Raw genomic sequence first — 25481 nt, 5'->3', positions numbered from 1 at the left:
GGATCGTCGGAGCTGACGCTCACTCGATCGACCGGCATCCCGCAGGGTCGCTGACCGGCGGGATCGGGTCGGACGGTGGCGCGTCGGGCGTACCCGCCGGGGTGGCGGTTGCTCGCACGGTCGGGTCGGGGGTGGTGTCCGGCGTGGCCGGCGGTGGCGTGGTGGCGCTCACCGTGGGCGTGACAGTCGGCGCCGCGCTCGACGGACAGAGCGGCTTCAGGTTGGGGTTGCCCGGGTCGTCGTTGGTCAGCTCGGCGAGCCGCCGTTCGGCGTCGGGCTGGTCCTCCGCCTGGATGCCCTGCTTGACCTGCTCCTGGGCGGCATCGGTCAGGTCGTCCAGCTCGGTGGGGCTGGTCGCGTGCACCTTCGACAGGTCGAGACCGGCGATCCGGCCCGGAACCCCCTGGAAGACCGCCAACTGGCCGTCGTCGGTGGCACCGACGTAGTACTGCCGCTGGGTGACGCTCCAGCCGAACCAGAGCCCGCCGCCGACGAGGCCGAGCAGCACCACGACCAGCAGCGCGGTCCGCAGCGGACGCCGCCGGGGCCGCTCGGAGTCCTCGTCGCCTCCCGAGTCGGACTCGGTCGACTCCGGGCTGGCCGGACGGGGCGGGGAGAGCGCGGACGCACGGGCCGCCGGCGTGGACTCGTCGGCCGAGGTCGCCATCCCGCGATCCCGGGCCGCCGCGCCACCGACGATCGGCGCCGCCTCCACGATGTCCTGGTCGGTCGCGTCCGCGATGATCACGGTGATGTTGTCGGGACCACCGCCGCGCAGCGCGAGCTGCACCAGCCGCTCGACGCACGCCTGGGGATCCTGGTGGTTGCGCAGCGTGTCCCCGATGGTCTCCGCGCTGACGACTCCGGAGAGCCCGTCACTGCAGATGAGGTATCGGTCGCCGCGCAGCACTTGGCGGACCGAGTATTCGGGGTCGATGTCGCGACCGTCCAGGGCCCGGGTGAGTAGGGACCGCTGGGGGTGGCTACTCGCCTCCTCCAGACTGATCCGGCCCTCGTCGACCAGCATCTGGACGTACGTGTCGTCCTTGGTGACCTGGGCGAATTCGCCCTCTCGGAGCAGGTATGCGCGGGAGTCACCGATGTGCACCATGCCGATCTTGCTGCCCGAGAACAGCAGAGCGGTGAGCGTCGTGCCCATCCCCTCCAGATGCGGATTGGCGTCCACGGTGTCGCGCAACTGCTGGTTGGCGGTGTCCACGGCCGAACGCAACGCGTCGACAAGGGCGTCACCAGGGACGTCCTCGTCGAGCGGGGCCATGGCACCGATGACGATGTTGCTGGCGACATCACCGGCGGCCATACCACCCATGCCATCAGCCACGGCGAGAAGCCGTGGCCCGGCATAGACGGAGTCTTGATTGCCGTCTCGGATCAGCCCGCGGTCGCTGTGCGCCGCATAACGCATGGTCAGAGTCATGGCCGTAATTCGAGGGAAGTGCGGCCGATCCGGATCGGCACGCCGAGGGGGACGGGGGTAGGTCCGGTGACCTTAGCGCGATCGAGGTAGGTCCCGTTAGTCGAGCCGAGATCTTCGACGAACCACTGTCCGGACCGGGGCACGAGCCGGGCGTGCCGGGCCGACGCGTAGTCGTCGGTGATGACCAGCGTCGAGTCCTCCGCCCGGCCGATGGTGATCTGCGCCTCGCCGAGTGTTATCCGGGTGCCGGCGAGCTGGCCGGCGGTGACGACCAGTTGATGGGCCGCCCGTCCCCGCTTGACCTTCGCCGGTTTGTTGTTCCCCAGCACGGCCCCCACGCCACGCGGCGCGGCGACGAGGCGACTGGACCTCGCTCCCGCGAAGAGGTCCCGGCGGATCACTCCGACCACCGTGAACACGAAGATCCACAGCAGGACGATGAACCCGATCCGGGCGACGGTGATGACGAATGGGGGCAAGGTGTTAACCGTCCACGCGGAACGTCAGGGTGGTCGTACCGAGCTGGATCATGTCGCCCGGGTTCAGCGCCACGGCCGAGACCCGCTGGCCGTTGACCATGGTGCCGTTCGTCGACCCGAGATCGGTCAGCACCACCTGGGCGCCGTCGAAGTCAAGCCGCGCGTGCCGGCGGGAGATGCCGACGTCCGGCAGCCGCAGGTTGGCCTGGTCACCCCGGCCGAGCACCGTGGAGCCCATCTGCAACGGGTACGTCCGTCCGTCGCCCGAGACGAGCCGGATGTTGCGCCCACCGCCACCGTGTCCGGGTGGCGGACCGTAGCCGCCGCCCTGGTCGTACGGCGGGTAGCCGGGCTGGGGCCCGCCAGGCTGGTCGTACGGCGACGACTGGTGCACGGGCGCCACGTCGCCACCGGTGTAGACCTCGGCGGTGACCCGGAACATCCCGGTGTCCAGTCCGTCCCCGCGCTCGATCTCGACGATGACGTCGCCGTAGACGGTCCACGCCTGCTCGCCGATGAACTCGGCCTGGGACTGTGCCAGCTCCTGGGCGAGCGCGGCGGCGTACGGCGCCAGCCGACTGTGGTCATATGGTGAGAGATCGATCACGTAGCGGTTAGGTACGAGAGTGCGCCCACCGGCGAGGATCGCCTTGTGCGCCTCCGCCTCCCGCTGCATCGCGTTGAGGATCTCGACGGGGTGCACGACCCCTTTGAACACCTTTGCGAAGGCCCCCTCTACCAGGCCCTCCAGACGCTTCTCAAAGCGTTGCAGCACGCTCACCGGCTCCTCCTCGGGTTCCGAGGACATGATGGTATCCGGCCGTTGCACGTACGGCTCGCACGCCGCTCGGCCGCCTGCTGCCGGCCTCTATCAGCAGCCGGGTTTTGTCGTGCTACTCTTCCATCCGCCGCGAGCGGTAACGCCCGTGGTGGCAGTAGGGACAGCGTAGTATGTCCCGGCACATGCCGAAGAGCGGGCTCCGGACAGAATTGTTATGGTCCTGTGGCACGCTCGGGGACGGGCCGGTTGGTCCGCGTTCTGAAGTGAACGCGGGGCGACGCGGGTCGGCCTTGCAAGGGGAAGTGGCGGAATGGCAGACGCGCACGGTTCAGGTCCGTGTGCCCGAAAGGGCGTGGGGGTTCAACTCCCCCCTTCCCCACCGCTACGAGGGGCTCCGTGGGAACACGGGGCCCCTCGTTCATATCGGGGCAAAGGCGCCACCGCGCTATGCTCCGGTGGTTTCCGACCCGTGGGCGAACCAGGAGTGACGTGTGAGTGTCGCGTTGGTGACCGGATCCGGTGGCCTGATCGGATCCGAGGCGGTCCGGCACTTTGCCGGGCTCGGGCTGGACGTGGTCGGTATCGACAACGACATGCGCAGCCAGTTCTTCGGCGCGGAGGCGTCCACAGCCTGGAACGTTCTGCGGCTGACTAGTGATCTTGGCGACGCGTACACGCACCACGACGTCGACATCCGGGATCGGGACGCGCTAGCGGGGATCTTCCGGCGGTACGGCCGCGACATCGCTGTGGTGATCCACACTGCCGCGCAGCCGTCACACGACTGGGCCCTGCGCGACCCGTTCACCGACTTCGACGTCAACGCGGGCGGCACCCTGAACGTCCTGCAGAACGTGCGGGAACACTGCATCGGTGCCCCCGTCATCCACTGCTCGACGAACAAGGTCTACGGCGACCGGCCGAACAGCCTTCCGCTGGTCGAGCAGGAGACCCGCTGGGAGCTGGCGGCGGACCACCCCTACTTCGACGGCATCAAGGAGGACATGTCGATCGACGGCTCGCTGCACTCCGTCTTCGGCGCCTCGAAGGTGGCCGCCGACGTGATGGTGCAGGAGTACGGGCGGTACTTCGGCATGCGTACCGCCTGCTTCCGGGGCGGCACGCTGACCGGCCCGGCGCACTCCGCCACCGAACTGCACGGCTACCTCGGGTACGTCATGCGGTGCAACATGGAGCGGCGGACGTACAAGATCTTCGGCTACAAGGGCAAGATGGTCCGGGACGCGATCCACAGCCACGACGTGGTCGGCGCCTTCGAGGCGTTCTTCCGCGCGCCCCGGTCGGCGGCGGTCTACAACCTCGGTGGCGGGCGGCACTCCAACTGCTCGCACCTTGAGGCGTTCGCCCTGGCCGAGCAGATCACCGGCCAGGAGATGATCACCGAGTACCACGAGGCGAACCGGGTCGGCGACCACCAGTGGTGGATCGGCTCCAACGCCGCCTTCCAGCGGGACTATCCGGACTGGAAGCAGATCTACGACGTACCGATGATTCTCCAGGAGATCCACGCCGCCAACGTCGACAAGTGGGTGCCTGTAACGTGAGCGCCCAAACCAGTCGGCTCCGCTATCACGATCACGGGGTCGACGAGCGCAGCGAGGAGAGGCCGTGAGCGAGCGCAGCGAGCGAACCAGCCAGCTCCGCTATCACGGTCACGGGGTCGACGAGCGCAGCGAGGAGAGGCCGTGATCTCGCGGGGTAAGCGCAATGTGCTGGGCGTGCTGGTCGACGCGATCGACTACGAGGCGGCGACCGAGCAGGTGGTGACCGCCGGGCGCGAGCGCCAGTCGTTGGCGCTGACCGCGCTCGCCGTACACGGGGTGATGACCGGGGTACTCGATCCGGCGCACAACGCCCGGCTCAACGCCTTCGACGTGGTCACCCCGGACGGACAGCCGGTCCGGTGGGCACTCAACCTGCTACACCGCGCCGCCCTCGCCGAGCGGGTCTACGGCCCGGACCTGACGCTGAGCGTCCTGTCCCGGTTCGCCGACGAGGGCATGCCGGTCTACCTGTACGGGTCCACGGACGACACGCTCGCGCGGTTGATCCCGCAGCTGGAGCGGATGTTCCCGGCGCTGAAGATCGCCGGTGTGGAGTCGTCGAAGTTCCGGCCGGTGCGACCGGGCGAGGACGCGGAGATCGCCGACCGGATCCGGGCGTCCGGCGCCCGACTGGTGCTGGTCGGTCTCGGCTGCCCCCGCCAGGAGGTCTTCACCTACGCCATGCGGCCCCTGCTCGACATGCCACTGATGGCCGTCGGAGCCGCCTTCGACTACCACGCCGGACTGCTGAAGAAGCCGCCGCCGTGGATGCAGCGGGTCGGCCTGGAGTGGCTGTGGCGGTTCGGCCTGGAGCCGAAACGGCTCTGGCACCGCTACATGGTGCTCAATCCCGCGTACGTGGCCCGGCTCACCGCGCAGCGGCTCGGGGTCTGGAAGGCTCGCCCGCCGGCCCCGGCGAGCGAGCGCCCGGAGACCTTCGCGGTCTGAGCGGGTACTCGGCGCGACCCCCGGGCTCCACTGTGCCGCATCCCCGGGTAGGGCTGCCCCTACCCGGGAGACGCCGGTCGCCGGGAGTGTGCCGGACCGCCGGCTCCGATTGACTCGGAGCCATGGAAGCACTGCGGTTGGTGAAGGTCACGCCGTGCTGACGCTCGCCGGTCAGACCTTCCGGTCCCGCTGGACCGCGTTCGTCGGCACCTTCGTCGCGCTCGCTCTCGGCGTCTGTCTCCTGGCGACCACCGGGCTCACCCTGGCCGCCAGCGTGGCCGGAACGGATCGCGCCCCGCAGTGGTACCGGCACGCCGACGTGGTGGTCACCGGCACGAACACCGTCTCGGTCAGCACCGGTACCGGCGACGAGCGGATGACCTCGACGACGGGCACGGCGTACTCCGCTCCGCTGCCGGCCGACCTGCCGGCCCGGCTGGCCGCGTTGACAGAGGTCGCCGAGGCGGTGCCGGCCACCCAGGCACCGATCGAGGTGGCCGGAGCCGCCGGGATCGCCCGGCCGTGGTCGGCCGCCGCGCTCGGCGCGTACACCGGACTGGCCGGCGGCGCTCCGACGGCGGACGACCAGGTCGTGCTCACCGCGCCGACCGACCACCGGATGGGCGACCGGGTACGGACGCAGACCGCCGACGGTCCGCGGACGCTGACCGTCAGCGGGGTGTTGACGCCGGCCGCCGCCGCTGGCGAGAACTTGCCGACCGTCATGTACCTCACCGACCGGGCCGCCGCCGGACTGGCCGGTGACCGGATCACCGCCGTCGCGCTCCGGGCCTCCGGTGGAGTTCCCGCCGACACGCTGGCCGGCCGGGTCCGTGCCGTCGCCCCGGGAATGCGGGTGCTGACCGGCGACGACCGGCGCGGAGCCGAACCGGATACGGACAGTGACGCGCTGGCGCTCGCCGCCTCGCTGCTGGGCACCACCGCCGGGGTGGCCACCTTCGTGTCGATCTTCGTGGTCGCCGGCACCTTCTCGTTCGCCGTCGCCCAGCGCCGCCGGGAGTTCGCCCTGCTCCGCACCACCGGTGCGACCTCGCGACAGATCCGCCGGCTGGTGCTCGGCGAGGCGATGCTGGTCGGCCTGCTGGCCGGGGTGGTCGGCAGCGCGCTGAGCCTGGTCGTCGCGCCGCCGTACGCGCACTGGCTGGCCCGGTCGGGCTTCGCGCCGGAGCATTTCACCGCCCGGTTCATCCTCTGGCCGCTGCTCGCCGCGTCCGGGGTCGGTCTACTGGTCGCGCTGGTCGGCGCCGGGGTGGCCGCCCGGCGGGCGGCCCGGGTACGCCCGATCGAGGCCCTCCGCGAGGCGTCGGTGGACAACCGGGTCATGGGTTGGGGGCGCTGGCTGTTCGGGCTGCTCTTCCTCGGCGGTGCGGTGGTGCTGCTGGCGGTGCTGCCGAACATCGGGGTCTCCGACGGCCTGGCGCTGGTCATGCTCGTGGCCCAGTTGGCCCTGACCGCCGCCGGGCTGCTCGCGCCGGTGCTGATCCGGGTACTCGTCCGCCTGCTCGGCGCCCCGCTGCGCGGCCAGGTCGGCACGATCGCCCGGTCCAGCGCGCTGCGTGCCGTGCGCCGGACCTCCGCCACCGCCGCGCCGATCCTGGTCACCGTCGGCATGGCGGCCACCACCCTGGCGCTGACCGCGACGTTGTGGCAGAGCGAGCAGCGGTCCGCCCGGGACCGGGTCACCGCCACCGCCGTGGCCACCGCGAGCAGCCCGGTCGGCCTGGCCGAGCCGACCATCGCCGCGCTTCGCGAGGTGGCCGGCGTACGCGCCGCCGTGCCGAGCCGACAGACCGAGGTGTACGTGGACAGCGGCGACTACCCCGAGCATTACTCGGCCCGGTACGTCGGCCCCGGACTGGACCGGGTGCTACGACTGCCGACCGTGGCCGGTTCGATCGACGGGTTGGCCGGCACCGACACCGTGGCGGTGAGCCACTCGATGGGCTGGCAGGTCGGCGAGCAGGTCCGGGTCTGGCTCGCCGACGCGACCGAGGTACGGCTGCGCGTGGTGGCCGTACTCGCCGATTCGATCGACCTCGACCGCACCCTGCTGCTGCCCTGGGAACTGGGCCGGGCGCATCAGCCCGTCGGCAGCGCCGACATCGTCTACCTGGACGGCGGCGATCCGGCCCTGCTCGGCGACGCCGCCGGCCCGGGTGGCGGTCGGGTGTCACCGGCCCTCGACCACCTGGTGGCGGGCGATGCCGAGCAGTACGAGCAGAACCGGGTGGCGCTGCTGGCGATACTCGGGATGGCGCTGCTCTACACCAGCATCGCGATCGCGAACACGCTGGTGATGGCGACCCACGACCGGCGCCGGGAGCTGGCGGTGCTGCGGTTGACCGGGGCCACCCCCGGTCAGGTGCTCCGAATGATCGGGCTGGAGGCGGTACTCGTCGGGCTCTCCGGGACCGCGCTCGCCGCGCTGGTGGCCGCCGCCATGCTGGCCGGGCTGAAGGCCCGGCTGGCCGACGTGCTGGCGCAGCCCGAGGTCGTCGTTCCCTGGTTGCCGATCACGGTGGTCGCGGCGTGCTGCCTGGTCGCCGCCGTGCTGGCGAGCCTGGTTCCGGCCGCGCTCGCCCTGCGTGTCCCCGCCGCCCAACTGGCCGCGGCGCCGGAGTAGTCCATCCGGCGGCAGCTCCGGTGGCGGGTCCGGCTGCCCGTCCGTCGGGGCTGCGCCGGTCCGGACCAGCTGCCCCCTGTCGCTCGGGATAGCGCTTTCCTATGCTGGTCGGATGATAAGGATCGACCAGGAGCTGACCCCGTCCGCGCTGTTACCCAAGATCGACCGGCTCTGGGAGGCGTCCGCGCAGAAGATTGACTCGATCGAGAAGAGTTGCCCGCCGGGCGCGGCCTCACCGGTGTTCACCGTCGAGGGGCAGTACACGGCGCGGGGCTGGACCGAGTGGACCCAGGGCTTCCAGTACGGCTCCGCGCTGTTGCAGTTCGACGCGACCGACGAGCGGCGGTTCCTCGACTCCGGCCGGGAGCAGACCGTCGCGGTGATGGCCAGTCATGTCAGCCACATCGGCGTACACGACCACGGGTTCAACAACGTCAGCACGTACGGGAACCTGTGGCGGCTGATGAACGAGGGGCGGATCCCGGACGACCGCGCCGAGCGGAACTTCTACGAACTGGCGCTCAAGCTGACCGGTGCGGTACAGGCGGCCCGGTGGCGCGGCACCGCCGACGGCACCGGCTACATCTACTCCTTCAACGGTCCACAGTCGCTCTTCGTCGACACCATCCGGTCCTGCCGGGCGCTGGCCGTGTCACACCTGCTCGGACACGTGCTGATGGGCGAGCGGGACGAGCGGATCTCGTTGCTCGGCCGGCTGGTGGAACACGCCGCCAACACCGCCCGGTGGAACGTCTTCTACGGCGAGGGCCGGGACAGCTACGACCTCCTCGGCCGGACCTCCCACGAGTCGATCTTCAACGTGAACGACGGCAGCTTCCGGTGCCCGAGCACCCAGCAGGGCTACTCGCCGTTCAGCACCTGGACCCGGGGGCTGGCCTGGGCGATGCTCGGCTTCCCGGAGCAGTTGGAGTTCCTCGGCGAACTACCCGACGAGGAACTTACCCCGTACGGCGGGCGCGCCGAGATCGAGGCGATGCTGCTCCGCGCCGCCACCGCCACCGCCGACTTCTACCTGGCGCACACGCCGACCGACGGGGTGCCGTACTGGGACACCGGGGCACCCGGGCTGGTCCGGCTCGGCGACTACCTGGACCGCCCGGCGGACCCGTACAACGAGCACGAGCCGGTGGACTCGTCCGCGGCGGCGATCGGCGCGCAGGGCCTGCTCCGGCTCGGGCGCCATCTCGACCGGGCCGGCCGGACCGAGGAGGGCCGGCGGTACTGGCAGGCCGGGCTGACCGTGGCGGACACCCTCTTCGGCGAGCCGTACCTCAGCACCGACCCGCAGCACCAGGGACTCCTGCTGCACTCCGTCTACCACCGGCCGAACGGCTGGGACCACGTACCGGCCGGGCAGCGGGTGCCGAACGGCGAGTCGAGCATGTGGGGCGACTACCACGCCCGGGAGCTGGCCCTCTATCTGCAACGGGTGGCCCGTACCGACCCGTACTACACGTTCTTCGGCCCGAGCCGTACCGGAGTGGGCGCATGAGCGACGCCATCACCGGCCGGCCGGCGGCGGTGGTGACCGGCGGCTCCCGGGGGATCGGTCGCGGCATCGTGCTGGCGCTGGCCGGCGCCGGGTACGACGTGGTGGTGAACTACGCGAGCAACGCGGACGCCGCGGCGGAGGTCGGCAAGGAGGTCGAGGCGCTGGGCGGCCGGGCCCAGCTGGTCCGGGCCGACGTGTCCCGGGCCGACGACCGTCGACACCTGATCGACGAGACGATGGCCGCGTTCGGCCGGCTCGACCTGCTGGTCAGCAACGCCGGGGTGGCGCCGAACGTCCGGGCGGACCTGTTGGAGGCGGGTGAGGAGTCGTTCGACCGGCTGGTCGAGATCAACCTCAAGGGGCCGTACTTCCTGATCCAGCTCGCCGCGCGCACGATGATCGGGCAGTTGGACGCCGGCCTGATCGAGCGGCCGAAGATTGTCGTCATCTCGTCGATCAGCGCGTACACCGCGAGCGTCAACCGGGGTGACTACTGCGTGACCAAGGCCGGGCTGGCGATGACCACCCAGTTGTACGCCACCCGGCTGGCCGAGCACGGGATCAACGTCTACGAGATCCGGCCCGGCGTCATCGAGACCGACATGACCGGTCCGGTCAAGGCCAGGTACGACGATCTGATCTTCAACCAGGGCCTGACCCCGATCCGGCGCTGGGGTCAGCCGGACGACGTCGGCCGGGCGGTGGTGGCCGTCGCCACCGACCTGCTGCCGTTCAGCACCGGTCAGGTGATCGACGTCGACGGCGGCTTCCACCTGCGTACGCTCTGACGCTGAAGTGCAAGGAAGGGCCCCTTCTTATCCAAAAAGCGATAAGAAGGGGCCCTTCCTAACCGGAATCAGAGGTTGAGGTTCCAGGAGTTGATGTATCCGGTGTCACCGGAGTACACGTCCCGGACCCGCAGCCGCCAGGTGCCGTTCGCCGCCTCGGAGGAGAGGTTGACGGTGTAGGTGGCGTTCACGTTGTCCGCGCCGTCGGCGATGCTGCTGTTCTTCAACAGGTAGGCGGTGCCGTCCGGGGCGAGCAGGTGGATGACCAGGTCACCCCGGTAGGTGTGGACGATGTTCACCGCCACCGTGGACGCCGTGGCGGCGTTGCGGGCACAGCCCGCGATGGCGATGTTGCTCGTCACGTTCAGGTTGGTGTCCGGAATCGTGACATCGCTGCCGTTGCTGCCCGAGCAGCCGGTGCCACCGCTACCGGTCACCGTCAGCGTGTAGCTGGCGGTCCGGCTGACCGACGCCCCGGCCCCCGTCACGATCAACGGGTACGTTCCGGCCGGAGTGGTCGCCGAGGTGGCGACCGTCAGCGTGGACGACCCGCCCGAGGTGACCGTGGCCGGGTTGAACGACGCGGTCGCGCCGCTCGGCAGGCCGCTCACGGAGAAGCTCACCGACTGTGCCGAGCCGGCCGTGGTCGAGGTGCCGACGGTGGCCGTGACCGAACTGCCCGCCGTGGTCGACCCGCTGGTCGGCGAGACCGACACCGAGAAGTCGTTGGCCGGCGGCGGCGTGGTGTCGTTCACCACGTGGAGCAGCTGGTTGGGGGTGCCGGTGCCGACGTTGCTGACCACGTTCGGGGTCGAGTTGTTGACCAGGTAGTCGCGGACCTGCTGCGGCGACCAGGTCGGGTTGGCCGAGAGCACCATCGCCGCGACTCCGGCGGTGTGCGGCGACGCCATCGACGTACCGCTGATGGTGTTGGTCGCCGTGTCGCCGGTGGACCAGGCGGACGTGATCCCGACGCCGGGCGCCAGGATGTCCACGCAGGTGCCGAAGTTGGAGAAGCTCGCCGCGGCGTCGCTGTTCGAGGTCGCACCGACGGTGATCGCGCTCGGTACCCGGGCCGGCGAGTAGTTGCAGGCGTTCTGCCGGACTCCCAGGGCGTTGCCGTTGCCGGCCGCGACCACGTACGTGATGCCGGCGTTGATGGAGTTGCTCACCGCCGTGTCGATCGCGCTGTCCACCCCGCCACCGAGGCTCATGTTGGCGACCGCCGGGAACACCGCGTTCGCGGTGACCCAGTCGATGCCCGCCACCACCTGCGGGGTGGTACCGCTGCCCTGGCAGTTGAGCACCCGTACGCCGTACAGCCGGGACGCCTTGGCCACCCCGTACGCGGAGCCGCCCACCGTGCCGGCGACGTGCGTACCGTGACCGTGGCAGTCGTCGGCGGATCCGCCGTCGATCGCGTCGAACCCGCTGACCGCCCGGCCACCGAAGTCGCTGTGACTGAACCGGATACCGGTGTCGATCACGTACGAGTTGACGTTCGTCGCCGTGTTCGGGTACGTGTACGAGCTGTTCAGCGGCAGGTTCCGCTGGTCGATCCGGTCCAGGCCCCAGGACGGGGGGTTCGGCTGGGTACCACTGATCTGGATCGTGTGGCTCTGCTCGACGTACGCCACGTTCGGATCGGCGGCGATCCGCGCCGCCGACTTCGCGTTGGTGTTGATCTCGAAACCGCGCAGCGCGGCCGTGTAGGTGCGGGCCACCTTGCCGCCGTGCCTGCCGATCAGGCCGGACGCCCTCGACCCGACGGTGGCACGACTGACCGCACTGTCCTTGAACACCACGATGTAGCTGCCCGCTACGGCGGTGGCACCACCGGCTTTCCGGATAGTGCCCTCCGGCGGGGCCGCCGCGGCCGGTGCAGCCACCGCGGCGAGCATGGCCAGAGTGGACACTCCGACGACGAAGAACCTCCTACGAGGGAGACTCATCTCCCCTCCTCCCCTCCGATCGGCGCAGGGCCGTCCGTCCCGTTTTTGTGGGAAGGATCAACACGACCGATCGAGCTGAGATTAGTCAGCAGCGGTGGAAAACAATAGATCCCGAGCGTTCTATCTATCGGGGACGATGTCCCCTACGGGTGCCTTCTCGGGGGTCAGCGGGGGCGGGCCCGGATTCGGTATGCCGAAAAACGGGCAAGACTACCAGACATGTTTACGGATTTCGCCCTCCTGTTCGCGATCGCCGTCGTCTGGGTGGCGGCCGGTCTCGTCGCCGAAGGACTGCCGCGACTGCGTACCGCCGGGCCGCTCCGCCGACGCAGTGGGCTCCTGTTCGTACTGGTCGTGTCCGGCCTGGCCGGTCTGGCCGGGGTGCTGTTGGCCGGGGCGGTCGAGGCGGAGCCGACGCTCGCCGACCGAACCGCCGTCGGGCTCGCCCTGCCGGCCGTGCCCGCCGTGGTCGTCGCCCTGATCACCGTACGGCGGGTGCGCGCGCTCCGGGTTCGCGCGGGCGCGTTCGCCACGGCGCCGGAGGCCCCGGCCCCACCCGCACTGCGGGCCGCCGCCGCACATCCGATGATCGCCCTGCCGGTGCAGGTGACCGGGCTGGTGATGCTGCCCGGACTGGTGACCGCCGCCGGCCTGGTACCACTGACCAGTCCGAGCATGATCGGCGTGGTGCTCACCGCCGCCGTACTCGCGGTCGGCACGATCGGGGTACGCCACGCGCTCCGGCACAGCCGCCTGGTCGAGCGGGCGATCACCGTCCGGTCGAGGTCATCGCGAGCGGCTGGAATCCTGCACGTATAGCAGTTCGAGGATCGCCCGCGCGGCCTCGAACCAGCGGTCGAGCCAGAGCGACCCGGGGATGGTCCCCTTGGGCGGCAGTTCCAGCAGCAGGCCCCGCAACAGCGGGTGGTCGACGAGCGGTTCGCTCGGTACGTCCGGCCAGCCGGCCGGCGGGAAGACCGGTTCGGTCAGCCCGCCCATGTCCAGCGACGGTAGCGTCGGTCCACGGTCGGGCGGGGGCATCGCGCCCGCCAGGTCCATGTTGCCCGGCAGGTCCGCGACCCGCTCCGAGCCGGCGCCCTCCGAGGCGCCGATGTCGGCACCCATCGACGGCTCCGCGACCGTGGTGCTGCTGCTGTCTCGACGGGCCCCGCGGTACTTACCGGTGAACCGCTCCGGCTTTGCCGAACCGTTGCCCAGATTCTCCGACCCCATCGTCATCCGCCTCGCCTGCCTCGCTCGGTTGAATCCCCCCTGCGGCGGGTCGGCGTGGCCCACCGCGCCGTCTGGTACAACGACCCGGCGGGTCGGCGGCGACGGCCGAACCGGCGGGTGATCGTCGGTACGCCCCGCCGGCACCGGCGGCGCCGCAAGCCGTCTACCGGCGGAAACAGGCCGATCCGCGCTCCGCCGGGGTGCACCGGGACGAGTAGCGCGGCCACCCGGCAGCTGCTCGCTGACCGGGTGACCGCGCTCGGCTGACCGTCGGTTGTCGTGACCGTCAGACCAGGTCGAACTCTCCGTCCCTGGCACCGCCGACGAACGCGTCCCACTCGTCAGGCGTGAAGATCAGGGCTGGCCCGGTCGGGTTCTTCGAATCACGCACCGCGATCGCGCCGCCCGCGAAAGCCACCTCGACGCAGTTGTCACAATTAGGTCCGCTACGCGAACTCTTGTGCCAGGCTGCCCCGCTCAGGTCGACGCGGTACCCCTTTGTCTCCACTTCCACAATGGCTCCTCTGCCAACTTCGCAATCAAAGCGACGGACTCTTCCGGGCGCATGGCCGCTGCTCGAATATGATCGAAGATGAATATGTATTTCTGCAGCTCATCCCGCTTCTCCAGAAATAACCCACCCGTGGCGTTTTCGGCGTACACCACGTCCGGATCACCCGGTTCCGGAAAGCCGAGGATGGTAAAGGTGCCGTCCATGCCGGCATGCGCGCCGACGTCGAACGGCAGGACCTGAAGCGTGACGTTCGGTAGGTCAGCGGCTTCCACCAACCGCTCCAACTGGGCCCGCATGACCGCGTCGCCGCCCACCGGTCGGCTGATCACCGTCTCATCGAGCACCACCCACAGATCGATCGGATCGTCCTGGTCCACTAACGACTGGCGACCCAACCGGACACGGACCCGCTGGTTGACTTCTTCGGCGACCCAGTCCGGTCGGGCGGACCTGATCATTGCCTGGGCGTACTCCTCCGTCTGCAACAGACCCGGCACGGTCTGCTGCTCGTACGCGCGGATCGAACCCGCCGCGGCCTCGAGGCCGACGTACGCCCCGGCGAGCACCGGGCTGTACGGATGCCACCAGCCCTTCTGCCGGGCCTCCCGGGCGATCTGGATCAACTCGTCGCACTCGGCGCCTGTGACGCCGTAGATGCCGAGCATGTCCCGGACGTCCCGGACCGTTGCCGTGGTGTGGCCCGTCTCTATGCGCGATACCTTGGACCCGGAACACTCCAGCAGGTCGGCGACGGCTTCTATCGTGACCCCGGCCTTCTCCCGGCGCTGGCGAAGTTCCGCGCCGAGTCGGCGGCGGCGGATGGTCGGGCTCCGGCGCTCGGTCACCGGGTCACCTCCGTATTGATCAATAAGAGAGGTCTGATTGTCCGCCGCGCGGACGACCGCCGATCGGCGGGGATACGTTCACGGCGGATGGAACGATGACCCTGTCGGTCAAGGCGACCGAAAGCGGGTCCAGTCTGCCGCTTCGACGCGCGGCGCATCAAGGACCGGACGGTCCACTATCGCCATCCCGGAGCAAAGGGCAAACTGCAACTTGCATTGATCATGTTCTTGATGCACCCTGTCCGTATGGCTCGGGCTACACAGCGTTCCGATCTGGTCAGGCGATGCAATGCTCCCCCATTCTCGCCTGACCGGGGCGACGGTCGTACCGACGGTACGGCGAGAAGCCCCGCTCCGGGGTAAGAGCCCCCGCCGCTGTATGCCAGGGCCGCTACGGCGGCGGGCGCGTCCCGGAGTCGACAGGTATCGGCCGGGACGGTGTGACGGAATCCCGACGCATCGTCCCGGCCGATGCCCCAGTCATGCAGAGTCCTGATGTTCTTGCCGACATATGCCCGGGTCAGACCCCCCACCAGACCCCCGCCCGCCACTACCGCCGGCCAGCCCGGCCAGTCGGACAGGAGCTGATGTGCTTCCCCGCTCCGGTGATGTGCTCCACGTGACCCGTACGGCGAGCGTGCAGTTCGCCGACCCGATCTTCTTCCGGGTAATCCGGGTGCACGACTGGCCGACCTATCACGGGTGGGTCTGGCTCGACGGCTACGAACTCGACGGCAGCGGCGACGCGGTCGAGCGCCGATCCATATTCGTACAGGTCAACGGGCTACGTCAGCTCTACACCAACACCACCCGACGCAACCACCTGCCGGCGCAGCGACCGATGCGGAACAACTCCACCGCGCTCGCCCAGCGGGTCAGGGTCGGCTGAGGCCGCATCCGCCGGAACGCCGCCGGTGACCGGGTGACCCGCCCTAGACTGGGTACACCCCATCGCAGGTTGCCAACCCCGCACGTCGTCAAGGGCCCCGAACCTGGGAGCCGCCCATGGCCGTGGAGCCCTTCGCCCCACCCCGAACGACGTACCGAAGCATGCGGGTCAGCGTTCTGCTGATCCTGATCACCGTTGGCGTACCCGGCTGCGTGAGCGGTGCCGGAGCATCCCGGCCACCGGCCGGCCGCTACCCGACGACCGGTCCGGCGGCCTCCGCCGAACCGGCCCGCGCCGAACCCGGAGCGCAGCCGCACCCCGCCACGTCCATGGACGCCGAAGCCGGTCCACACTCCGGGGAGCCGACCGGCGGCGGCGCGGCGGCGCCTCCCGCTGATCCGTCCGCCGCCGAACCGGCACGACGCAAACACCACTGGCCACCCTGGCGACAGGTTCCGGCACAGGGCAGCCCGCAGACATCCGGCCCGTCCGCCCCGCCCGGTGCCGGCGAGGTGCCCCGGGACCGGGCCGTACCCCAGGAACATCGGGCCGGGGGGCCCGCTCGGGTCGTACCCCTGGACCAGCGGTCCGGATCGCCACCGGCCACCGACGGGCTGTCTGCGGGGTACCGGCGTTCGCTGGCCTGGTCGGGGCTGCTCGGCCTGGTCATCTCGGCCGTCGGACTGGCGATGGTCGGCTACCGCCGCCGATGCTGGTGACCACTCCGGTGGCGGGTGGGCCGCCGGCCGGGGTCAGCCGTCCGCCGGACCGGAACGACGACGGCGGGGCCGGTGGGCCGCCGCCGGTCTCAGCCGTCCCCCTGCGGCGGCGCCGAGGTGGTGGGCACGGCGGTGGGGGTCGGATCCAGTCGGGACTCGGCGATCACCAGCGTGACCCGGTCTCCGGGTGCGACCTCGTCACCGGCCGGCGGGTCCGTCTCCAGGACGGTGCCCGGCGGTCGGTCCGAGCCACGGAACCGGATCCGGGGGACGAGCCCGAACTGCTCCAGCAGGTCCACCGCCGCCTGCTCCGGTAACCCGACGAGTGGTGGCACCACCACGGTCGTACCGGCGGTGGCGGTCGGCGTGGGGGTCGGGTCCGGCGCAGTGGTGGTCGGCGCGGCGGAGGTACGGACGGATGTCGCGGCGGGCGTGCTGGTCGCCGGGAGCGGTGGAGCGGGCGTCGTCCGCCGGGCCGAGTCGATGATCACCCACCCGGCGACGATCAGGACGGTCACCAGAACCAGGGCGATCACCCCGATCAGGATCGGCATCCACCAACGACGACCGTCCGGCTCGTCGGCGTAGGACCCGTCGCCGTAGGACCAGTCCGCCGACGGCGGGCGGCCGGTCGTACCCGGGCCGCGCACCGGCACCTCGGCCCGTCCGGCCCAGGTCGGTGCCCGGGGCGGAACCGGCGGGACGGCGTCGCCGTCCGCGTCCGGAACGTCCGGAAGGTCGGGGGATCGAGGCGGGTCGTCGTCGGCCATGGCACGTCCTCTCGCCACCGGATGGGACCGGGCCAACCACCGTCAAACCTAGCCGGCAGACGGTCGCCCAACCGGTCGCGCACGCTCAGCGCGCGTCCGGCGTGTCCGTACGGGAACGTGCCGGACCGGCTACAACGTCGGTGTGGCGGTCGGACCGGCGGAGTCCGAGCAGTGCAGGTTCACCCGCTCGTTCCAGCGCAACGTGGCGCCCCCCTTCGGATCCTGACTGCGTACCTCGCCGCTCTTGCCGGTCGGATAGCTGGGGTAGAGGCCGTCCTCCACCACTCGCCGCGCCGCCTGTGCGCAGGACTGCCCGACGAGCTCGGGTACGACCACCTCCGGTGGCGCGCCGACCACGGTCAGCCGGACCGTGATGCCCTTCCGGACGGAGGTGTTGGCCTTCGGGTTGGTGCTCGCGACGCTGCGGTCGTTGCCCGCCCTACCGAAGACGATCTGGGCACCGAGGCCACGGCGGAGCAGTTCCTCCCGAGCCTCCTCGAAGTCCATCCCGACCAGGTCCGGCAGCCGCATCTCGCCAATCTGTGGCGGCGAGGCTGCGGTCGGCCGCCGGCTCGGCGTCCGGCTGGGCGTGACGCGCGGGGTGCTCGGCACCACGTTGGTGGCGGTCGCACCGGAGCCGGCCTGCTGGTCGGTCGGTTCCTCACCGCCGCCGGCCAACAGGAAGCCGCCGAGGGCACCGACGACGGCACAGATGACCAGGCCGACGGCCGCACCGGCCACCAGCCCGGTCCGATTCGAGGAACCAGACCGGCCGCCCGCGTCCGGTTGTCCCGCCACGTACTCATCCGACATGCCGAATCCGCCTCACCATCCGGCGTACGGGGGTTCCACGCCGATATTCCACATCCGAAGTGTGCCGCACGCCAGCATCGGTGGCCCGGCCCCCGGAGCGCAACCGGCACCGGTCGAGGTTTGCCGCGGGTACCCGGTCGCCCCTCGCCCCGCCGCCGGGTGGACGCTACGCTGCCCCGCATGGCCGCACGAGGCTGGGGAGGATCAGTCGCGACGGCGATCGGCGTTGCTGCCGGCGCCGGCGCCGCTCAACTGGGTCTCGGTTACGGGCTCGGCATCATCGCCTGGCTGCCCTCCGGCGACGGCACCAGCGAGGCCGCCTGGGTGGCCAGTCTCACCTGGGCGGCATGGATAGCCGCCACCTCCACCGTCGCCGGGGCGATCTGCGCGCACCGGCTCAGTGGTGCCGGCCGGACCCGGAAGTCGACCGCCCCCAGCGGCGGCCCGGCCACCGAACCGCCCCCGACCCTGGCCAGCGGGTTGTGGCGGGCCGTGCTCGCGGTCTCCGCCGCGATCGGCGGACTGGTCACCGTGGTGCTCGTCGCCGTACCCGCCCGGGCGGCGGTACGCGCGGACACCTCGTCACCGCAGACCGTCGCCGCGGGCTACGCAGTCGTCGGCGTCATGATCGGGCTGCTGATGGCGATCTGGGCGACCTCGTCGCCGGCCGTCGCCACCAACGTGCTGGCCACCGTCGGCTGGCTCTGGACCCTCGCGGTGGTCGCGGTCATCGACGGGGTGCTGTCCGGCCGTGGGCTGGCCAGCGCTCAACTCGGGGTCTGGCAGCTGACGTCGGACAGCGAACGCTTCTGGTTCCGCGAGTACTTCTACTGGCCCGGAGCCGCGCTGTCGCTCGGCTCCGCACTGCTGATCGGCATGTTCGCCGCCCGAGCCGCGGCCCGGCGACCGGCGGCCCGGGTCGGGGCCGCCATCTCGGGCATCAGCGGTCCGCTGCTGGTGGCCGTCGCCTACTTCTTCGCCGCGCCCCGGCTGGTCGGCATCCGCCCCGAGCAGGTGTCGGCACACCTGATGGCGCCGTACGCGGTGGTCGCGGGGCTCGCCGGATCCGCCCTGGTGGCGGCGCTGGCACAACGAGCGGAGGCGCGCGCCCAACACGCGGAGTCGCAGGCTCCCCGGCCCGAACCGCTGGTACCCGCAGCCGAGGCACCCGCGACCGAAGCCGAATCGGCGGGGCGGCCGTACGGCGGCTCCGAGGCGGCCGGGGACTCCCGGAACGAATCCGGCCGACCGATAGGCGCCGACGCCGGGCCGGCCGATGCCGGTGCCGAACCCGCCGATGGTGTTCCGGATGGTTCCGGACCTGCGCCCCGGTTGCCGGCCCAGCCGACCGGCGGATCCTGGCGTACCTCCGACGACGCCGACCCGGTCCCGTCCCGGCACACCGACGGGTCCACCGATCCCGCCGGCTCGGACGGGCTCGACCGGTCGGGGTCGACGTCCGACGGGGCGGGTGGCAGCGGCGGTGCCGGGGAGCGCACCGACGAGCCCGCCGACGGGGCGTCCCCGGGCAGCGGAGACGGTAAGTCGAAGGGCAGGCTGGGCCGATTCGGCCGCCGGTCGCGGTGACCGGACGCCTCAGTCCACCGGCCAGGTGTGCACGGGCTCGTCGGTCCGCTGGAGTTCGCCGTACCGCTGGAGCATGTGCCGGAGTGCCTGGGGACGGTTCATGCCCCGGCCACGTTCGGCCGCCCGTACGGCCTCGACCTGCCACACCGCGCCGTTGCGTCCGGTACGGCAGCGCTGCTCGATGATCCCGAGCAACCGGTCCCGGTGCGTGGCGCCGACACCGAACCGGTCGAGTCCGGCAGCCGCCCGGGGCAGCAGTACGTCGAGCACCAGGTCGGTCACGCGTACCTGACCCAGCCGGGGCCAGGCGACGACGGCGTCGATGCCCCGCCGGGCCGCCGCGTGGAAGTTCTCCTCGGCCGCGCTGAACGTCAGTTGACTCCAGATCGGCCGGTCACCCTCCGCCATGTCCCGGGCCAGCCCGAAGTAGAAGGCGGCGTTGGCGAGCATGTCGACCACGGTCGGCCCGGCCGGCAGGACCCGGTTCTCCACCCGCAGGTGCGGGCGGCCGTTCATGATGTCGTAGACCGGCCGGTTCCAGCGGTAGACGGTGCCGTTGTGCAGCCGGAGTTCCGCCAGCTTGGGCGTACCGCCGTTGTGCAGGACCTCGACCGGGTCCTCGTCGTCGCAGATCGGCAACAGCGGCGGGAAGTAGCGGACGTTCTCCTCGAAGAGGTCGAAGATCGAGGTGATCCACCGTTCGCCGAACCAGACCCGGGGCCGTACGCCCTGGGCTTTCAGCTCGTCGGGCCGGGTGTCGGTGGCCTGTTCGAAGAGGGCGACGCGGGTCTCGGCCCAGAGCTGGCGCCCGTGCAGGAACGGCGAGTTGGCGCCGAGTGCGACCTGTACCCCGGCGATGGCCTGGGAGGCGTTCCAGTAGTTGGCGAAGCTGTCCGGCGCCACCTGGAGGTGGAACTGGAGGCTGGTGCAGGCGGCCTCGGAGGCGATCGAGTCGGTGTGGGTCTGCAACCGCTCCACGCCCCGGATGTCCAGCTCGATGTCCTCGCCCCGGGCGGCCACGATCTGGTCGTTGAGCACCCGGTAGCGCTTGTTCCTGGACAGGTTGTCGAGCACCAGGTGCCGGGGGGTCAGGGTGGGCAGGATGCCGATCAGGATGATCGTGGCGTCGGACTTCACCGCGAGTTCCTCGGCGCGGCCGAGGCTCTCCCGCAGGTCCTGCTCGTAGTCGGCGAAGCCGGCACCCTCGATCAGCCGGGGCCGGGCGTTGAGTTCGAGGTTGAACTGGCCCAGTTCGGTCTGGAAGGTGGGATCGCCGAGGTTGTCCAGCACCTCGGCGTTGCGCATCGCGGGCTCGGCGTCATCGTCGACCAGGTTCAGCTCGATCTCCAGGCCGGTGGTCGGCCGGTCGGCGTCAAAGCCGAAGTCGTCGAGCATCAGGGCGAAGACGTCCAGGCACCGCCGTACCTTCTGCCGGTAACGAATCCGGTCCTCCCGGGAGAAGGGGAGCACCTCCGAGACGTCCTGGCCCATGTGCCCTCCCCGCCGCGAGGCGCTGTCGCCGCGGTCCGGCTGGCCGTACCTGCCGGACGCATGTTCGAACTGTCACCGTAGGAGCGCCGAGCGCACGCGGCCACAACCACAGCGCCCGCCGGCCGAGAGTGAGCGACCGGCGGCGCTGCGTCCACCTTCGCACACGATCGACATACCCCTTCCACCGGGCGCATTACCCAACGGGACGCCCCGGTCACCAGTCAATCGGTGCCCGGGGCGTAACGCCGTCGTCCGTACCGGCCCGACCGGAAGCCGATCGGGCGGCATTCGTCATGCCTGGCGAATGGCCTCGCCCTCGATCTCGATCTTGATCTTCTTGCTGACCAGCACGCCGCCGGTCTCCAGCGCGACGTTCCAGGTCAGGCCGAACTCTTCCCGGTCGATCTCGGTGGTGGCGGTGAAGCCGAAGAGGTCCTGGCCGAACGGGCTACGTCCGGCGCCCTCGAACTCGACCTCAAGGTCGACCTGGCGGGTCACGCCCTTGATCGTGAGATCGCCGGTGAGCACGAACTCGTTGCCGCTGTGCGACTTGACGCCGGTGCTGCGGTACTCCAGCGTCGGGAACTGCTCCACCTCGAGGAAGTCACCGCTGCGCAGGTGGTTGTCGCGGTCAGTCGCGCCGGTGTCGATGCTGCCGGTCGAGATGGTGGCGGACACCGCGGACTCGAGCGGGTTCTCCGTTACCGTGATGGTCGCCTCGGCCTCACGGAACTGGCCGCGCACCTTGCTCACCATCATGTGTCGAGCCACGAACCCGACGCGCTTGTGCGCCTGGTCGAGCAGGTACGTACCCGGGGCCGGGATCGTCAGCCCTTCCCACGAACGGGTGGCGGATTCGGTGCTGCTGCTCATGGTGCTGCCTTCCCAGGAAAATAGTTTGTGTGGACCGATGACTGACGCAGCAACTATAGATGCAGCAATATTCCCCGTGTCAAGTACTGCTAGGATGGGATCGTGACCGAGAACCTCTACGATGACTCCCGCCTGACGGCCATGGGCCTGGTCATGGAGGTGCACGCCGGGCTCGCGGCCAGATTCGCCGCCCAGTTCGAGGAGCACGACCTCTCGTCCGTGGAGTTCGAGGTCCTGATGCGGCTGGCCCGATCGCCCCAGCACGAACTCCGGATGACCGACCTTGCCGCACAGACCTCCCTCTCCACCAGTGGGGTGACCCGGGTCGTCGACCGGATGGAGCGCGACGGGCTGCTCTGCCGGCGCGCCTGCCCCTCCGACCGGCGCAGCGCGTACGCGGTCGTGACGGAGTCCGGCATGACGAGGCTCGACGAGACGCTCCCCGGACACATCCAGCTCATCGAGGACTGGTTCATCAGTCAGCTCGACTCCGCCGCACTGGACAACCTGCTCGATTCCCTCCGGATCGTCCGGGACGCGGTTCACCCGGGTGCCACCGCCGGAAGCGCGGGCCGGGCCGGCGACTGCTGAATTCTGCCCGTTTTCTGGCTCCGTGGCCGAATATCGCGGCCCGCTGGCCGAATGGCGCAGCCGGTCGGCGAGGCCGTCCGAGGGGCACCGGCAGAAAGACCGGCAGAAGTCACGTACACATCGCAACATGACCCATTAATCGGAAAAAACGGATGCCACTGCTGGTTAATCTTCGAACAACCGGGGGGCTCTGGGGACGTGGCGCGAGGGGGACCGGTGAGGGGCTCTGTCGGGGGGCAGTTCCACTCGCGCCACGGCCCCAGGTGCCGGATCAGTCGTCACCGAAGGTGCCCTGGTCGAGCCCAGCGAGGTTGATCATGGCCCGCTCCCGGGGCAACAGGACGATCCCGCCCTCCCGGCAAACCTGATCAAGGCTTTTGACCGCCACCGCCCGCGCCGCCGGATCGTCGGTGCTGGCCACCAGGCCGACCAACGCCTCGGCGACGTCCCGCTGATCCCTGGACCCGGCGCTGGCCTGGGCCGCCGCCGCGAACCACTCGGCCGCCCACTCCCGGTCACCCCGCTGCATCGCCAGGCTCGCCTCGATGAGCGCACAGATCCCGTCCTCCCGGGGTACGGCCTCGTCGACCGCCGCGCGACCCGACTCCGGCTCGGCCGCCCGGCCGCCAGAACCCACCGTCCTACGCGCCCGAAGCTCGGCGAGTACCGCCGCCGCCTCGTCGAGCCGTCCGTCCTGGGCGAGCGCGAGCCCGACCGTGCCGAGAACCCGTCGACGGTGGCCGGGATCCCCGAGCGCGACCAGCGCCGCCATCACCCGGCGCCCCTGCCGGACCGCGTCCGCGTACCGGCCCTCCAGCCGGGTCACCTCGGTGAGGTTCGCCCGGGCCAGTACCCGGAGCCGCTCCTCGCCGCACTCGCCGGCCAGCCGGTCCACCGCCGCCAACCGCCGCCGAGCCGCACGCAGGTCACCGATCCGGATCTCGTGCCAGGTCAGGTTGTTCTGCGACACCGCCATGTCCCGGATCCGACCGGTACGGGTGGCCAGCTCCAACGCCGCCTCGCCGTGCCGCCGGGCCTCGTCGTGCCCGCCGACGGCGGTCCAGAGTCCACAGAGCACACTGCGGGCGGCGAGTTCGCCGGGGACGTCCCGCAACCGTTGGAACGCCGTCAACGCCGCCTCCACGGCCGGCATCTCCTGCGGCCCGGCGCCGTGTTCCTGGGCGAGCTGCGCCACACCCACCTGCGCCCAGGCCCGTGCCGTGGGATCCGCATCGGCGGTACGGGGATCGTCCAGCAGCCGGCGCAGCCACTGCCGACCGGCGACGTCCCGCCCCCGGTAGCGCCACCAGCGGGCAAGGTTCGCGGCCAGCCGGAGCGCCGTGTGCGGATCGTCGTTGGCCGAGTGTGCCAGCGCGGTCCAGAGGTCGCCGGCCACCTCGTCCAGCAGGCCGACCGCCTCGACGAGCTTCCCGCCGGCCAGGTCCGGTGCGACCCGACCGGCCAACCGGGCGAACACGGCCGCGTGCCGACCCCGGATCGCCGCCAGTTCGCCGTCGGCCGCCGCCCGCTCGGCGGCGAAGTCGCGTACGACGTCGAGCAGTCGGAACCGGAGCGGCCCGGTACCCCGGGAACTGATCAGCCCCAGCGCCAGCAGGCGGTCGAGCACCCGGACCGGGTCCCCGCCGCTGTCCGGCCCGGCCGGGGCCGGGTTTCCAGCCGGGGCCGAGTGATCGCCCAGGGCTGAGTGAGCGCCCGGGGCTGAGTGAGCGCCCGGGGCGGGGAGGATGCGACCCGTCGAGGACGGATCGTCGTCGAGCATGGCCTCCGCCAGCTCCACCGACCACCGGTTGCGGAGCATCGACAGCCGGCGCAGCGCGGACCGCTCGCCGGCTCCGAGCAACCGGTAACTCGCCGCCACGGCGTCCCGCAGGGTCACCGCCGCCTCGCGGGCGACGGGTGGGCTGCCGAGGTCGAGCACCCGATTTCCGTACCGGTCGAGAATCTCGTTGAGATCGAGCACCCGGCCGTGCGCCGAGGCCAGCTCGATCGCCAGCGGCAGCCCGCCGAGTCGGCGTACCAGTTCGACGAGCGCGAGCACCTCGTCCGGGCGCGGCGGCTCGGGGCGGATCTGGCGCAGCCGGGCGAGCAGCAGCGCGACCGCCGGGTACTCGGTCAGCGCCGCCAACTCGGCCGGGGCGTCGACAGGCGGCACCTCCAGGGGGGTCACCGGCCGGACCCGCTCGCCGGGCAACCCGACCGGATGCCGGCCGGTGGCCAGGATCCGGAGCATCGGCGCGGTCCCGGCAAGCCGGTTCAGCGCCTCGACCGCCGCTCCCGGGGCCCGTTCGACGGCATCGACGAGCAGCAACGAGGGTACGTCGGAGAAGCGGCCGGCCAGCTCGCTCGCCCGGCCGACCCCGAACACCATGGCGACGGCGGCCAGTACGTCACCCTCGGTGGAACCCTCGATCATCACGATCCCGCTGACCCCGCCGGGAAACTCGCCGGCCACCCGCTGGGCGACCTTGAGGGCCAGGCCGGTTTTCCCGACCCCGGCCAGGCCGACCAGGCTCACCACCCCGGGTGTCAACTGTGGTCGCTCGGTCAGCATCGCGGCCAACTCGGCGACGTCCCGATCCCGTCCGATCAACTCACCCGGATCGGGCAGGCCCAGGCCACGGGCGGGAAGTCGGCGGATCGGCGTACCGGCGACCGTCTCGGGAACCGGTCCTGCCTGGCCACGGGCCGAGGCGACGAAGTCGGTCCGGTCCTGGCCGGCGAGCGCCAGTGCCGTCGCCAGCAGTTCGACGGTCGTACGCTGCGGACGGGACGAGCGGCCCCGTTCGAGGTCCCGGACCGTACGGACCCCGACCCCGGCCCGCTGGGCGAGTTCGACCTGGGTCAGGCCGGCCGCCAACCGGCACCGGCGAAGCAACTCGTCGAAGCCGATCGGGATCCGGTCGGAGCCATGATCCGGAGTCATGGCCAGGAAGAGTACGCACCCTCGATCGACGCCGGCAGCGATGCGTCGCGCTACCGACCGAGGAAGACATAGATATCCGACAGCTTCCCCGAGCACGCTCCCAC

At 70.9% G+C, this 25481-nt stretch carries 22 protein-coding genes and 1 tRNA gene; 11 read left to right on the top strand and 12 right to left on the bottom strand.

The features are described from left to right. Positions 1-19 precede the first annotated feature (19 nt). Genes H4W31_RS09185 through H4W31_RS09175 form a run of 3 tightly spaced genes read right to left on the bottom strand, consistent with a single transcriptional unit; the run spans position 20 to position 2725 of the window. Complete coding sequence (locus H4W31_RS09185; protein ID WP_192766270.1) at positions 20-1438, bottom strand: PP2C family protein-serine/threonine phosphatase; 1419 nt, start codon at positions 1436-1438, stop codon at positions 20-22. Next, the gene (locus H4W31_RS09180; protein WP_192766269.1) at positions 1435-1917 is read right to left on the bottom strand and encodes an FHA domain-containing protein FhaB/FipA; all 483 of its coding nucleotides are present in this window, start codon (positions 1915-1917) and stop codon (positions 1435-1437) included. Before H4W31_RS09180 ends, H4W31_RS09185 begins: the two co-directional genes overlap by 4 nt. 4 nt (positions 1918-1921) lie before the next feature. Continuing rightward, positions 1922-2725 carry an FhaA domain-containing protein gene (locus H4W31_RS09175; protein ID WP_192766268.1) on the bottom strand — a complete coding sequence of 268 codons (804 nt, stop codon included), beginning with the start codon at positions 2723-2725 and terminating at the stop codon, positions 1922-1924. A 269-nt stretch (positions 2726-2994) separates the two neighbouring features. Between H4W31_RS09175 and H4W31_RS09170 the strand changes: the two genes are divergently transcribed. The 6 genes from H4W31_RS09170 (at position 2995) to H4W31_RS09145 (ending at position 10156) form a co-directional block, all read left to right on the top strand. After that, positions 2995-3077, top strand: a tRNA-Leu gene (locus H4W31_RS09170). A 112-nt stretch (positions 3078-3189) separates the two neighbouring features. Further along, positions 3190-4263, top strand: a complete 1074-nt coding sequence (locus H4W31_RS09165) for an NAD-dependent epimerase/dehydratase family protein (RefSeq protein WP_192766267.1) — start codon at positions 3190-3192, stop codon at positions 4261-4263. A 141-nt stretch (positions 4264-4404) separates the two neighbouring features. Beyond that, on the top strand, positions 4405-5211 hold the full coding sequence (locus H4W31_RS09160) for a WecB/TagA/CpsF family glycosyltransferase (RefSeq protein WP_192766266.1): 807 nt from the start codon (positions 4405-4407) through the stop codon (positions 5209-5211). Positions 5212-5365: 154 nt separating this feature from the next. Continuing rightward, positions 5366-7855 (top strand): ABC transporter permease, encoded by a 2490-nt coding sequence (locus H4W31_RS09155; RefSeq protein ID WP_192766265.1) that lies wholly within the window; start codon positions 5366-5368, stop codon positions 7853-7855. A 112-nt stretch (positions 7856-7967) separates the two neighbouring features. Then, positions 7968-9368, top strand: a complete 1401-nt coding sequence (locus H4W31_RS09150; protein ID WP_192766264.1) for a glycosyl hydrolase — start codon at positions 7968-7970, stop codon at positions 9366-9368. Further along, positions 9365-10156, top strand: coding sequence for a 3-ketoacyl-ACP reductase (locus H4W31_RS09145; protein ID WP_192766263.1), 792 nt, complete (start codon positions 9365-9367; stop codon positions 10154-10156). Before H4W31_RS09150 ends, H4W31_RS09145 begins: the two co-directional genes overlap by 4 nt. 68 nt (positions 10157-10224) lie before the next feature. On the opposite strand, the gene H4W31_RS44160 is transcribed toward H4W31_RS09145, so the two are convergent. Beyond that, entirely contained in the window at positions 10225-12108 is a 1884-nt protein-coding gene (locus H4W31_RS44160) for a S8 family peptidase (RefSeq protein WP_192766262.1), read from the bottom strand. A gap of 219 nt (positions 12109-12327) precedes the next feature. On the opposite strand from H4W31_RS44160, the gene H4W31_RS09135 reads away from it, so the two are divergent. Further along, on the top strand, positions 12328-12927 hold the full coding sequence (locus H4W31_RS09135) for a hypothetical protein (RefSeq protein WP_192766261.1): 600 nt from the start codon (positions 12328-12330) through the stop codon (positions 12925-12927). On the opposite strand, the gene H4W31_RS09130 is transcribed toward H4W31_RS09135, so the two are convergent. From H4W31_RS09130 to H4W31_RS09120, 3 genes are all read right to left on the bottom strand, one after another. After that, positions 12895-13347, bottom strand: coding sequence for a hypothetical protein (locus tag H4W31_RS09130; RefSeq protein ID WP_192766260.1), 453 nt, complete (start codon positions 13345-13347; stop codon positions 12895-12897). The two genes, H4W31_RS09135 and H4W31_RS09130, sit on opposite strands and share 33 nt — an antisense overlap. A gap of 280 nt (positions 13348-13627) precedes the next feature. Continuing rightward, entirely contained in the window at positions 13628-13849 is a 222-nt protein-coding gene (locus H4W31_RS09125) for a DUF397 domain-containing protein (protein WP_192771959.1), read from the bottom strand. After that, the gene (locus H4W31_RS09120) at positions 13819-14700 is read right to left on the bottom strand and encodes a helix-turn-helix domain-containing protein (protein WP_192766259.1); all 882 of its coding nucleotides are present in this window, start codon (positions 14698-14700) and stop codon (positions 13819-13821) included. Before H4W31_RS09120 ends, H4W31_RS09125 begins: the two co-directional genes overlap by 31 nt. A 589-nt stretch (positions 14701-15289) precedes the next feature. Here H4W31_RS09120 and H4W31_RS09115 point away from each other — a divergent pair. Both H4W31_RS09115 and H4W31_RS09110 read left to right on the top strand, forming a co-directional pair. Beyond that, positions 15290-15589, top strand: a complete 300-nt coding sequence (locus H4W31_RS09115) for a hypothetical protein (protein WP_318783106.1) — start codon at positions 15290-15292, stop codon at positions 15587-15589. Between the two features lie 116 nt (positions 15590-15705). Further along, positions 15706-16308: a hypothetical protein gene (locus H4W31_RS09110; RefSeq protein ID WP_192766258.1), complete on the top strand. Its 603-nt coding sequence runs from the start codon at positions 15706-15708 to the stop codon at positions 16306-16308. Between the two features lie 89 nt (positions 16309-16397). Here H4W31_RS09110 and H4W31_RS09105 read toward each other — a convergent pair whose 3' ends face one another. Both H4W31_RS09105 and H4W31_RS09100 read right to left on the bottom strand, forming a co-directional pair. Continuing rightward, on the bottom strand, positions 16398-17078 hold the full coding sequence (locus tag H4W31_RS09105; RefSeq protein WP_192766257.1) for a Stk1 family PASTA domain-containing Ser/Thr kinase: 681 nt from the start codon (positions 17076-17078) through the stop codon (positions 16398-16400). Positions 17079-17207: 129 nt separating this feature from the next. Beyond that, entirely contained in the window at positions 17208-17891 is a 684-nt protein-coding gene (locus H4W31_RS09100; RefSeq protein ID WP_192766256.1) for a PASTA domain-containing protein, read from the bottom strand. Between the two features lie 180 nt (positions 17892-18071). Here H4W31_RS09100 and H4W31_RS43680 point away from each other — a divergent pair, with 180 nt between their 5' ends. Next, complete coding sequence (locus H4W31_RS43680; protein ID WP_192766255.1) at positions 18072-19478, top strand: hypothetical protein; 1407 nt, start codon at positions 18072-18074, stop codon at positions 19476-19478. A 9-nt stretch (positions 19479-19487) separates the two neighbouring features. Here H4W31_RS43680 and H4W31_RS09090 read toward each other — a convergent pair whose 3' ends face one another. Beyond that, positions 19488-20969, bottom strand: coding sequence for a glutamate-cysteine ligase family protein (locus H4W31_RS09090; RefSeq protein ID WP_192766254.1), 1482 nt, complete (start codon positions 20967-20969; stop codon positions 19488-19490). 291 nt (positions 20970-21260) lie between these two features. Continuing rightward, positions 21261-21842, bottom strand: a complete 582-nt coding sequence (locus H4W31_RS09085) for a YceI family protein (protein ID WP_192766253.1) — start codon at positions 21840-21842, stop codon at positions 21261-21263. 141 nt (positions 21843-21983) lie between these two features. Between H4W31_RS09085 and H4W31_RS09080 the strand changes: the two genes are divergently transcribed. Then, entirely contained in the window at positions 21984-22433 is a 450-nt protein-coding gene (locus tag H4W31_RS09080; RefSeq protein ID WP_225946333.1) for a MarR family winged helix-turn-helix transcriptional regulator, read from the top strand. A 271-nt stretch (positions 22434-22704) separates the two neighbouring features. On the opposite strand, the gene H4W31_RS09075 is transcribed toward H4W31_RS09080, so the two are convergent. Further along, positions 22705-25377 (bottom strand): ATP-binding protein, encoded by a 2673-nt coding sequence (locus tag H4W31_RS09075; protein ID WP_192766251.1) that lies wholly within the window; start codon positions 25375-25377, stop codon positions 22705-22707. Positions 25378-25481: the final 104 nt, after the last annotated feature.

The organism is Plantactinospora soyae (genome assembly GCF_014874095.1).
In the GTDB taxonomy this organism is placed as follows: Bacteria; Actinomycetota; Actinomycetes; order Mycobacteriales; family Micromonosporaceae; genus Plantactinospora; species Plantactinospora soyae.
The sequence above is the reverse complement of the archived record's forward strand: the minus strand, read 5'-3'. Positions and strand labels throughout refer to the sequence as shown.